Origin of the sequence: Methylophilus sp. (assembly GCF_008015755.1) — a bacterium.
Taxonomy (GTDB): Bacteria; Pseudomonadota; Gammaproteobacteria; order Burkholderiales; family Methylophilaceae; genus Methylophilus.
Window position 1 is genome coordinate 96,221 of the sequence record NZ_SSGF01000018.1, and the last position, 12,287, is coordinate 108,507.

Consider the following 12,287-nt stretch of genomic DNA (forward strand, 5'->3'; position numbering starts at 1 on the left):
AATACGATCGTATTGGCGTTTTAAATTAAGCAAACTCTTTTAATAACGTTTTCACTAACTCTACCCGATGATTAAGGTTCCCCAACTGCACGCTTACCCGTAATTTATCCGGCCCATTCATGCGGCAGCGTTTGTCGCGCTGTAACAGGCTGATCAGCTTCATCGGGTCTAGGTCGGCTTTCACATTAAACTGCAACTGAATGGCCGCATCTGAGGCGTCGATTTTAATAATGCCTAGTGGCTTGGCGGCGATGCGCAGGCGGTGGCAGGCAATCAGGGCTTCACCAGGTTCCGGCAGCAAGCCGAAGCGGTCTATGAGCTCTTCTTGCATAGCGTCGAGTGCGTCGTCGTCTTCGCAGTTAGCCAGGCGTTTGTAAATCACCAAGCGCTCGTGTACATCGGGGCAATAGTTGTTTGGCAACAAGGCAGGCGTATGCAGGTTGATTTCTGTCGTCACGCCTAACGGTGCATCCAGATCTGGCTCTTTACCGGCCTTGAGCTGTTTCACGGCGTGATTGAGCATGTCAGAATACAGATTAAAGCCGATTTCTTGCATTTCGCCGCTTTGGCTGTCACCTAGCAGCTCGCCAGCACCGCGAATTTCGAGGTCATGCATGGCCAGGTGAAAACCAGCGCCCAAATCCTCGAGCAGCTGAATCGCATCGAGGCGTTTTTGTGCTTGCGGCGTGATGTTGCGATCAGGGTCGGTGAGCAAATAGGTATAGGCCTGATGGTGGCTGCGGCCGACGCGGCCACGCAGTTGATGCAATTGCGCGAGGCCAAACATATCGGCTTTGTTGATAATCATGGTGTTGGCGGTGGGCACGTCAATGCCGGTTTCAACAATGGTGGTACATAGCAGCAAATTGGCCCGCTGCTGGTAAAAGTCGCGCATGACGTGCTCCAGCTCGCGTTCGCGTAACTGGCCGTGGCCGATCGCAATGCGGGCTTCGGGTACGATCTTCTCCAGCTTTTCTTTCATGACGTAGATGGTATCCACCTCGTTATGCAAGAAGTAAACTTGCCCGCCGCGCTTGAATTCGCGCATGACTGCTTCACGGATAATGCCGTCTGAATAGGGCGTGTGAAAGGTTTTAATCGCCAGCCGCTTTTGTGGTGGCGTCGAAATCACCGAGAACTCGCGCAAGCCTTCCATGGCCATGCTCAAGGTGCGTGGAATCGGTGTCGCCGTCAGTGTTAAGACGTCCACCTCAGCACGCAGCGCTTTCATCTGCTCTTTTTGGCGCACGCCAAAACGATGTTCTTCATCTAAAATCGCCAGGCCCAGGTTTTTAAACTGCACATCTTTCTGGATCAGCCGGTGTGTGCCGATGATGATATCAATGCTGCCATCGGCCAGACCTTTGAGCGCCTCTGCTTGTTCTTTTGCAGTTCTAAAGCGTGAAATTTCGGCAATTTTAATCGGCCATTCAGCAAAACGGTCGCAGAAGTTCTGGTAATGCTGCTCTGCCAGCAAGGTGGTTGGCACTAATACCGCCACCTGACGCCCGCCCATCACCGCCACAAAGGCGGCGCGCAACGCCACCTCCGTTTTGCCAAAGCCCACATCACCACACACCAGCCTATCCATCGGGCGGCCAGATTGCATGTCTTTAATGACGTTTTCAATGGCTTCCAGTTGGTCTGGTGTTTCCTCAAACGGGAAGCCTTCACAGAAGGCTTCATAATCATGCAAACTGAGTGTAAATGCATGCCCACGGCGCGAGGCGCGCTGCGCGTACAGATTCAATAATTCTGCTGCCGTATCGCGGATCTGCTTGAGGGCTTTTTTCTTGGCTTTGTCCCATTGACCACTGCCCAAGCGATGCAATGGCGCGCTTTCTGGCGGGCCGCCAGAGTAACGTGAAATCAGGAATAACTGTGACACCGGCACATACAGCTTGTCGTCACCAAAATACTCAATCAACAACAGCTCGGTTTCACCCTCACCAAAGTCGATATTGACCAGACCTTTGTAGCGCCCTACCCCGTGCTGCTCGTGCACCACCGGGTCGTCCAGCCGCAGCTCGGATAAGTCCTTAAGCATGCCTTCGGCATTGCGGGCTTTTTCCTGGTTACGGCGGCGTTGCTGACGCACGGTGCTGGCATAGAGTTCAGCTTCGGTAATCACCGCCAGGTCGGCATCGACCATGCCTTGATGCAGTGGCGCGACGCCCAGCATGACCGGGAAATTGGAGTGTGCAAATCCAGCCCAATCCTCAGTCAGCGAGAACGTTAAGCCGTGCTCGGCAAATAATTGGGCAATGGTTTCGCGCCGGCCCAAACTTTCAGCCGCAATCAACACTCGGCCAGCAAATTGGCTGATAAAGTCCTGCAATTTATGTAGCGGTTGCTCGGCACGGCGGTCTACATCAACCGCTGGCAATAATTTTAGAATATCCAGTTGCTGGCTCACCATGGCAAACGCATGGGTTTGCCTGAAAAAATCATCCGCTTTTTGCAGCAAGGTTTCTGGCCGCAAAATAGGTTTTTCGGCGTCATACGCCATGAGCTTGTAGCGGCTATTGGCATCAGCCCAAAAAGTTTGTGCGGCTTTATCGAGGTCCCCATGCAGACACAAGACTGTTTGCGCAGGCAGATAATCAAACAAGGTCGCCGTTTGTTCAAAAAACAAAGGCAAATACCACTCTACACCGCCACTGGGCGTGCCTTTGCTCACATCTTTGTAAATTTTGGCGCGTTGCGGATCGCCTTCAAAATACTCTCTAAATTGACTGCGAAAGCGCGTAATCGCTGCTTCATCCATAGGGAATTCACGCGCGGGCAACATGCGAATTTCTGGCACCGGATACACGCTGCGCTGGGTATCAATATCAAACGTGCGTATGGTTTCGATTTCGTCGTCAAATAAATCTATGCGATACGGAAACGCACTGCCCATGGGGTATAAATCGACCAGGCCACCGCGCACGCTGAATTCGCCCGGCCCCATCACCTGGCTGACGTGGTGGTAACCAGCTTGTGCACACTGGTTACGTAAGGCATCTACATCGAGTTTCTGGCCTTTTTTGAGCATAAAGGTATGCGCCGCCAGATAGGCCACGGGTGGCAGCCTGAGCAAGGCCGTCGCCATGGGCACAATCACTACATTGCTCTGGTTCTGGCTGAGCTGATACAGTGTGGCCAGACGCTCGGAGGTCAAGTCAGGATGCGGCGAGAACACATCGTAAGGCAGTGTTTCCCAGTCCGGCAGTAAATGCACTTGAATGGGCTCGCCTTTAACATCTCGGCCAAAAAACGGGATTTCGTCCATCAGGCGCTGTGCTTCAAACGCGCTTGCGGTGAGTACCACCAGCGGTGTATTTGTTGCTTTTAAACCACAGGCCAGCTCGGCCAACGCCCGGCTATCGAGGCCCTGACTTTGAAAAGAAAAACGCTGCGGATGCCCGATCACGGGGAGTGAAACTGCCATAAAAAGTTAGAATCTTATTGCTCAGGTTAGACGAGTATTTCTTGGCGAATCTGCCGAGTTTGCTATTATAACTGCAAGCGTCGACGGACTGTGACTGAATGACACGCAAGACGCCAGAGCGAATCAGAGAAAGCAGTACGGAGAAAAATATATGAACGACAAACAAGCCGTCGCGCTGGAAGCCGCCAGCTACGTTAAAAACGACATGATCGTAGGCCTAGGCACCGGGTCCACAGCCAATTACTTTATTGAAGCGCTGGCTGAGCGCCAGCGCACTCAAAACTTGCGCATCACCACCGTTGCCAGTTCAAATATCAGCATGATCAAGGCACAAAGCAGCGGTCTGACCGTGCTTAGCCTCTCGCAACTCAGCCAGATCGACCTCTATGTGGATGGTGCCGATGAAATCACGCCAGACAACGCACTACTTAAAGGCCGCGGCTATGACCTAGTGATGGAAAAGCTATTGGCCAAAGCCGCCAAACAATTCATTGTGGTTGCGGATAAAAGCAAGCTGGTCAACCGAATTGGTGAAAATTTTGCCATCCCGATTGAAGTGATGCCGTTTGCGTGGCAAGCTGCCAAGCGTAGCCTAGAAGCTATTGGTGGCGTGGGCGAATTGCGCCAAAATGTGGCCAAAGATGGCTTGTCTATTACCAGCCACGGTAGCCTGGTACTGGATATGCGCTTTGATGCCAGTCTGGATGCTGAGCGCTTGAATGCGTTGATTAATAATATCCCTGGCGTGGTTGAGCATGGCATTTTCACCAAACTGGCAAGCACCCTGCTGATTGCAGACCAAGGCAAGATTGAGACACGCGTTTAAGCGCTACGCTCTGGTCTTATGCGTTTTTTCTCCGGCAAGTCGACGCAAGCAAGGTGGTTTAAAGCCATCTTAGCAGCGCTGTGTGCGACCTTGCTGGCCTGTAGCGACAACAATAGCCAAAAGCATCTGGCGCAAGCTAAGGCCAAGCCAGACCCGTACACCATCCGCTTTGTCACCATCAACAGCCCCAGCACTTACTTTATAGACAGCCAGAACAATTATGCCGGGCTGGAGTACGACCTGGCCAAGCGCTTTGTCGAATTTTTGGGGCCACCCTATAAACTCGAATTTATCGTCGTCGACAGCTTTGACAAAGTGTTTCCGACGCTATTAAGAGGTGACGCTGACATCGCCGCGGCAGACATCAGCATCACGCCCGCACGTAAACGCCAGGTGTTGTTTGGCCCTGCGTTTAACCAGGTGCAAGCCATGGTGGTGTATAACCGTGACAAAAACAGCGAGCCGTATACCGGCGAAGCGCTGTTTGAAAAACGCATTGTGTTGCCAAAAAGCACCAGTTTTGTCGATCGCATGCGCGAATTGCAGTCCAAATCACCGGCGCTGACCTGGAAAGAAACCGACAAACTCAGCTCTGAGCAATTGATTGAAGCCGTCGCGCGCAACGAGATCGACTTTACCGTGGCAGACAACCACCTGGTGGCCATCATGCAATACAACTATCCGCAACTGGATGCGGGCATGATGCTGGGCCAGGCTGACAAAATTGCCTGGGCACTCAATAAGTTACATGGTGAAGAGCGGCTCGCACAAATGCAGGCCTTTTTCAAAAAAATTGAAAAAGACGGCACCTTACGTAACCTGCTGGACCGCTATCACGGCCATACCAAACGCTTAAAACCGGTGGATGTCACTGCGTTTTTAAGCAAATCACATACATTGCTGCCTAAATATGTGCGGCTGTTTAAAAGCGCGCAAGAAATCACCGACATAGACTGGCGCCTGCTGGCGGCGCTCAGTTATCAGGAATCGCACTGGGACAACTACAGCACCTCGCCAACCAACGTGCGTGGCCTGATGATGCTCACAGAGCAAACCTCCAACATGATGAACGTCACTGACCGGCTAGACCCCAAGCAAAGCGTGATGGCCGGGGCCAAATTTTTGCTGTGGATGAAAGACCGCATCCCCTCGCGCATCCCCGAACCAGACCGCACCTTTATGACCCTGGCTGCCTACAACAATGGCGTTGGCCACCTTGAAGACGCGCGCATCATCGCGCAAAAACTGGGGCTCAACCCAGACAGCTGGGCAGACGTCAAACGCGGCTACCAGCTCCTCAATGACCCTGCCTATTACGTCAATGCCAAACACGGCTACTGTAGCTGCGGTGCGCCGGTGATTTATACCGAGTTGGTGCGCAGCTACTACCAGATCATGCAGAAATACTTCCCGACCTATGACCCTGGCGTAGACCCTTACAAGATTGCAGAAACAAAAATGCCTTGGTTATTAGCCAAGGCATCTTAACTTTGCACCGTAAAAAGCAAGCAATCTTATCCCTTCTTACGCAGCGTCTAGGCACTTTATCTCACCCCACTCAATGCCTTTCCGTTGCTATCTTTAGTCACGGGGCAATTGACCACTATGTCTGTCACATCAAGCGAGACTTCTGCTTGGTCTTCTGCCGACAATAGCTCAGCTTCAGATTTCAACACTCGGATCTTATCGAGCTTTAACCATTTCACCAGCACCAGCCGCCACAGGGGACTATAATTCTTGTCTGCATTATCGCCACCAATCGGTGAAGGTGCTGACTGAAAAATACTTATCTGCTCACCAGCTGGAAATTTATACACTCGCTCCAAAATAGAGCGTCCGCCATTCTCAGCAATCGCTTCACGTAAGCGCGGAACAAAATTAATGCCTGCTGACTGTGCCATGTTTAAATCAGAGATATCCGTCGTGATGTATTCTACTTTCTTGCCATCTACCCAAGCATGATTCAAGGGTAATATGGTCTGAGTATGCCCCAAATCTACTGACTTTGTAGCACAAGCAGCCAACATACTCATCACGCCCAATACCAACAATCTACCCAGTGTCATTGTTTAACCCGCCCCTATGTTTTTGTTTTAAAAAAGCCAAGTAAAGTAAGCTTTTAATATCAATGACTCTGATTGTATATCAAGATGACTAATGGCTAAGACACGCCATGTAACAACTTGGCCCACTGGCCAAATTATTCCAGCTACAGTATTCAGCCCTCCTACAATCGTGTTGATGATTCCGATAGGCGGTGATGACGACGGCATATAACTCTCCTAAATTAAAAAAAGATTATTGCTACAGACGCTAAAAGAAAAATTGCAAAACTTGGAACTGGCCAAAAGTGAACTGAATACACAAAATAATAAAAGGCACGTTGCAGTACGCCTTGATTAAATCTATCTGTAGTGAGCCATTTTTCAGCTTCTAAAAATACAGCTTCATGTTTCTTACGAAATAATTTTTTCAATGATGTATCAAGAAAAATTAATAACCACCAAAATAGAAGAAACAAAATAATTAATTTCATATGGTTCCTTAAGTTGAACTTATGAATTGTTTTGCCCTTGCACAGGGGCTTTAGAAGCTCCCTGTGATACAACGGATTGCTGTTTTTGAGAACTTAAGCCGGCCTCGCACCCCAACGTCAGCACCTCATCCACACTCAGCGTGTTTGGTAGCTGATGCGTAATAAACACAATCGTCACTTTGCCCTTGAGCTTATTAATTGTTTGTGCAAACTGCTCAGCCGTCTGAGGGTCTAGGTTTGAAACAGCCTCATCGAAGATCAGAATGTTAGGTTGCCTGAGCAGTGCCCGTGCAATGGCTATTCGTTGCTTCTGACCGCCACTTAATCCAGTACCATGCTCCCCCAAAGGGGTTTGATAACCTTGTGGAAGCTGCTCAATCGTTTCGTGAATGCCAGCCAATTGGCAAGCCATAATGATCTGCTCGAAACTAGCATGCGGGTTTGCGAGTGTGAGGTTCTCGTACAATGTGCCTGAGAATAATGTTGTCTCTTGCGGGACTACACCGAATACATTACGCAGTTCGTTGGCATTCATGTAGCGAATGTCTTTTCCATCCAGCTTGATGCTGCCTTCTTGTGGTTGCAAGAAACCGAGCATCAATTTGGCCAAGGTGCTCTTACCGCAACCACTGGGTCCCATGATGACTGTGCACTTTTGTGGTTTGATATTGATATTCAGCTTTTGATATAACCAGGGGTGGTTTTCTGAATATCTAAAGCTGATGCTCTCAAAGTCTAGCTGGCCTTTGATGCTATTTGCTCTGGCTGGGATGAGTGAATATGGCTCGGTGGGCGCATCCATCAAATCACCTAGGCGCTTGACGGCAATGTCTGCCTGCTGGAATTCCTGATACATGCCGACCAGCCTGAGCACTGGTCCAGAAAGTCTTCCGCTAAACATCTGGAAAGCGACCAACATTCCAATGGTAAATTCGGGGGTATGCATCACAATCCATGCTCCAACGCACAGAATTGCCAAAGTTTGGAGCTGATCTAAAGTATTGGCGGTGATGTTGTAGCTATTGGAAAGTTGTTTGGCGGTGAAGGTGCTGTTGAGGTAGGTGGCTAGGTAATCACCGTATTTGTGTTCCAGCTGTGGCTCTAGTTGCAGGGCTTTAACCGTTTCCATGCCAGAAATATACTCAGTGAGGAATGCCTGGTTTCTTGCTCCTAGTAAAAACTGTTCGTTGAGTCGTTTACGCAGTAAAGGGGTGACTGCCAGGCTGACTATCGTAATCAGCGTCAAACTTGCCAGACTGATAAGAGTGAGTTGCCAGCTATACCAGAACATAATCGCCAAAAAGACGATTAAGAATGGGAAGTCGAGTAGCAGGGTAATGAGTGAACCAGCCAGGAATTCACGGATAGTCTCAACACCATGCAAACGAGCAACTAACGTGCCTGTTGGCCTATGTTCAAAATAGCGCATGGGCAAATGCAATAGATGGCCGAATACCTTATGGGCGAGAACTGCATCAATACGATTACCCGTGTGCAACACCAAGTATTGACGCACCCAACTCATGATGGCGTTAAACACCATGAAGATACCTAGGGCAATAGCCACCACAATGAGTGTACTTGTGGTGTGGTGAACAACCACTTTATCAATAATGACCTGAGTACCTAAAGGGGTGGCTAGCGCTACAATTTGAATAGCAAGAGAGGCTAAGAGAATCTCACGCCATACAGTCTTGTGTTTGAGTAACTCTGGAATAAACCACTTGAAGCCAAAGGGGCGTTGAGCAATTTCTGATTTTGCTGCTAGCGATTGCGAACTAGCTTGTGCTTCAAGTTCTGCGGTAGCTTGATTGGAATCGTGTCTTTTAGAGGCCAATAATATCTTGCCTGTGATTTGCGCAACAAACGCAGAATATTCAATGGTTTCTGCTTGTTCAGTACCAGGCTTAATCCAAAGCACTCGTTCTTTGTCGCATTTAAGAACGATAGCTAAGCTTAACTCCTCTTTCTCTGCCCCCTCAACATCTTGTTCGAGTGAAAGGTCAGTGCCGGCAGATTGTTTTAGAAAGGTTAGAACTGGGAATACAGCTGGATGGATATCATGCAAGTCTAACGTTTCAAGGCCAACTTGGAATCCATAAGACTGTAATGCTGCTTGCAGGGAGGTTAAATCATAAGGCGGTACAAAGCTGCGAATCAGCAATTGAGCATCAAATGGAACCTTGTGCAGCGCGCACAAACCACCTATGGCCCAGACAAAATGCTGGTTGCTTAGCCTCATGCATCCACCCTGAATTTATTAGTTGTTTTACATGATCATAAACGAAAAAATGTTAAATAAAAACATTGCTATTAACATTAACAATCAATTAATTACATATATTACCTTGTAAATATTTACCGTAATAACTAACCGACAAAAACATATAAAGCAGAAATAAAAATGCCCTGGTTGTTAGCCAAGGCATCTTAATGACAACTGTAAGGGATGGATTAAACAGTCAGCGCTGTTTTACCGCCCATATAAGGCTGTAAGGCTTTAGGAATCGTCACGCTGCCATCGGCATTCTGGTTGTTCTCCAGCACGGCCACCAGCGTACGGCCGACGGCCAAGCCTGAACCATTCAGGGTGTGCAGCAATTCAGGTTTACCATTGGCGTTGCGAAAACGCGCTTGCAAACGGCGCGCCTGGAATGCTTCGCAGTTCGACACAGAAGAGATTTCACGGTAGGTATTCTGCGCGGGCAACCAGACTTCGAGGTCATAGGTTTTCGCTGCGCCAAAGCCCATATCACCTGTGCACAATGACACTACGCGATAAGGGAGTTCCAGCGCCTGCAAAATCGCTTCGGCGTGGCCGACCATTTCTTCCAGCGCCTGATAGCTGGTCTCAGGATGCACAATCTGCACCATCTCGACTTTATCAAACTGGTGCTGGCGGATCATGCCTTTGGTATCACGGCCATAAGAACCTGCCTCTGAGCGGAAGCAAGGGGTATGTGCGGTGAGTTTAATCGGTAAGCTATCCGCCGCCACAATCTCGTCACGGACAGTATTGGTCAAAGTGACTTCTGAGGTAGGGATCAAATACAGTTTGCTGTCATTGTGCGGGGTGAAGAACAAGTCTTCTTCAAACTTGGGTAATTGACCGGTACCCACCAGGGTCTCACGGTTGACCATATAAGGCGTGTAGCACTCGGTATAGCCATGCTTGTCAGTTTGCGTATCCAGCATAAACTGCGCAATCGCGCGATGCAATTTGGCAATCTGGCCTTTCATCAAGGTAAAGCGTGCGCCTGACAGCTTGGCGCCGGTATCAAAATCCAAGCCTAATGGAGCACCGACGTCGGCATGGTCTTTGACTTCAAAGTCAAAGTTGCGTGGCGTGCCCCAGCGGCGTGCTTCCACGTTCTGGGTTTCATCTTGACCAACTGGCACGCTTTCGTGCGGCAAGTTAGGCACATTCAGCATCAGTGTCTGCATGCTGGCTTGAATCTCAGCCAACTGCGCTTCTGCCGCTTTCAACTCATCGCCCAAGCCAGCGACTTCGGCCAAAATGGCGCTAGCATCTTCACCTTTAGACTTCGCGATGCCAATTTGTTTGGACGCTGTATTACGCTTGGCTTGCAGGTTTTCGGTGTTGGTCTGGATGGTTTTACGTTGTGCTTCCAGCGCCTTGAACTCTTCGGCAGGGAACACGAACTTACGTGCTGCCAGACGGGCGACTACATTGTCCAGATCATTTCTAAGTTGTTGTATATCTAACATGGGTTCTTTCTTTATTTTAGCCACAGAGGCCACGGAGTTCACAGAGAAAACCGTTTTACTCCATTGACCAATTTAGGCTCCGCAAAATTAATCAACAGGCCGCGCTTCAAACCTGTTGATTTTAAATATGAAATCAATTGTGCTTGTGCAAACTCTGGCAGTCTCAATTGCGCTTTTAACTCTACAATCACTTCGCCATGCACCAGTAAATCAAGGCGCTGCCCTTGTATCACTAGACCTTTATACGATATATCTACTCCTACCTGACGCTGGTATGCAATGCCACGCAAATCAAGTTCATGACAAAGAGCAGCTTCATATACACATTCAAGTAAACCGACGCCAAGCTCACGATGTACCTCAATCGCCGCTCCGATAATCTGACCAGTCAAATCATCCATATTGGTTTTCTCTGTGAACTCTGTGCCCTCTGTGGCTACACTATTTTTTGGCTTTTCTATCTAATTCTTTGAGGTGCTGTAATTTTTCGCCTATTTTACCTTCCAATCCGCGTGGTGTGGGTTGGTAAAACGGTTGTGGTTCCAAATCATCTGGAAAGTAATGCTCGCCCGCGGCATACGCACCAGGTTCGTTGTGTGCGTAACGGTATTCTTTGCCGTAATCGAGCGCTTTCATCAGTTTAGTTGGCGCGTTTCTGAGATGCAGTGGTACCGCGCGCGACTTGTCCTGCGCCACGAAAGCCTTGGCCTGATTATAGGCCATATAGCCAGCATTACTTTTTGCGGCCACCGCCAGGTAAATCACGGCCTGCGCCAGCGCCAATTCGCCTTCTGGGCTGCCCAGGCGCTCAAACGTCAGTGCAGCGTCGTTAGCGATCTGCATGGCGCGTGGATCCGCCAGGCCGATATCTTCCCAGGCCATGCGGATAATCCGGCGTGCCAGGTATAAGGGCTCGGCACCGCCATCCAGCATGCGCATCAGCCAATAGAGTGCGGCATCCGGGTTAGAGCCGCGCACTGATTTGTGCAAAGCAGAAATCTGGTCGTAAAAAGCTTCGCCACCTTTGTCAAAACGGCGCATTTTGCTAGCCATGGTCGATTGCAAGAACGGTTCGTCGATCTTGTCAATCTTGGCGGCCAGAGCGCCATAGAACAGGCCTTCGGCAAAGTTAAGCAAGCGTCTGGCATCGCCATCAGCATAGGCCAGCACTTGCTCGGTCACGGGCTCGGTCAATTGCACGTCAGGCGCGACTTTAAGCCGCGCACGCTCAAGCAACTCAGCCAATTCTGGCTCAGTCAGGGCATTAAGCACAAATACCTGCGCGCGGCTGAGCAAAGCGCTATTCACTTCAAAAGAAGGGTTTTCAGTCGTGGCGCCGATAAAGGTAATTAAACCGCTTTCAACAAACGGCAAAAAAGCATCTTGCTGGCCTTTGTTAAAACGATGCACTTCATCGACAAACAAAATAGTGTTGCGTCCGGTTTGCTGCAAAGTCATTTCCGCGCGCTCGACCGCTTCGCGAATATCTTTGATACCCGACAAAACGGCAGATAAGGGCACGAACTCGGCTTCTGCTGTTTGCGCAATCAGGCGCGCGAGGGTAGTTTTGCCCACGCCCGGCGGCCCCCACAAAATCATGGAAGGCAGTTTGCCGGACTCAAAGGCGCGACGCAGCGGCTTGCCTTCGCCCAGCAAATGGGTTTGGCCGACCACTTCATCCAGCGTTTTCGGCCTTAACTGCTCAGCGAGCGGGACGGAAGAAGGTGTTTGTGGGTTCAAACAGGGAGGACATAGCTGGTTTT

The 12,287-nt window shown here is 49.7% G+C and carries 9 protein-coding genes; 2 read left to right on the forward strand and 7 right to left on the reverse strand.

All coding sequences use genetic code 11. The features are described from left to right. Positions 1-25: 25 nt before the first annotated feature. The gene (gene mfd, locus E6Q52_RS07845; protein ID WP_292820802.1) at positions 26-3,433 is read right to left on the reverse strand and encodes a transcription-repair coupling factor; all 3,408 of its coding nucleotides are present in this window, start codon (positions 3,431-3,433) and stop codon (positions 26-28) included. 151 nt (positions 3,434-3,584) lie between these two features. On the opposite strand from mfd, the gene rpiA reads away from it, so the two are divergent. Continuing rightward, positions 3,585-4,259, forward strand: a complete 675-nt coding sequence (gene rpiA, locus E6Q52_RS07850; protein WP_292820805.1) for a ribose-5-phosphate isomerase RpiA — start codon at positions 3,585-3,587, stop codon at positions 4,257-4,259. 18 nt (positions 4,260-4,277) lie between these two features. Further along, a complete protein-coding gene (gene mltF, locus E6Q52_RS07855) occupies positions 4,278-5,747 on the forward strand; it encodes a membrane-bound lytic murein transglycosylase MltF (protein ID WP_292820808.1) in 1,470 nt (489 codons plus the stop codon). Between the two features lie 56 nt (positions 5,748-5,803). On the opposite strand, the gene E6Q52_RS07860 is transcribed toward mltF, so the two are convergent. The 6 genes from E6Q52_RS07860 to E6Q52_RS07885 form a co-directional block, all read right to left on the reverse strand. Next, the gene (locus tag E6Q52_RS07860; RefSeq protein WP_292820810.1) at positions 5,804-6,325 is read right to left on the reverse strand and encodes a hypothetical protein; all 522 of its coding nucleotides are present in this window, start codon (positions 6,323-6,325) and stop codon (positions 5,804-5,806) included. 221 nt (positions 6,326-6,546) lie between these two features. Further along, a complete protein-coding gene (locus tag E6Q52_RS07865) occupies positions 6,547-6,795 on the reverse strand; it encodes a hypothetical protein (protein ID WP_292820813.1) in 249 nt (82 codons plus the stop codon). A 19-nt stretch (positions 6,796-6,814) separates the two neighbouring features. Next, complete coding sequence (locus E6Q52_RS07870; RefSeq protein WP_292820816.1) at positions 6,815-9,037, reverse strand: peptidase domain-containing ABC transporter; 2,223 nt, start codon at positions 9,035-9,037, stop codon at positions 6,815-6,817. Positions 9,038-9,249: 212 nt separating this feature from the next. Continuing rightward, a complete protein-coding gene (gene serS, locus E6Q52_RS07875) occupies positions 9,250-10,524 on the reverse strand; it encodes a serine--tRNA ligase (RefSeq protein WP_292820819.1) in 1,275 nt (424 codons plus the stop codon). A 38-nt stretch (positions 10,525-10,562) separates the two neighbouring features. Beyond that, positions 10,563-10,925, reverse strand: coding sequence for a GxxExxY protein (locus E6Q52_RS07880; RefSeq protein WP_292820822.1), 363 nt, complete (start codon positions 10,923-10,925; stop codon positions 10,563-10,565). A 40-nt stretch (positions 10,926-10,965) separates the two neighbouring features. Then, positions 10,966-12,264, reverse strand: coding sequence for a replication-associated recombination protein A (locus tag E6Q52_RS07885; RefSeq protein ID WP_292820825.1), 1,299 nt, complete (start codon positions 12,262-12,264; stop codon positions 10,966-10,968). Positions 12,265-12,287 lie beyond the last annotated feature (23 nt).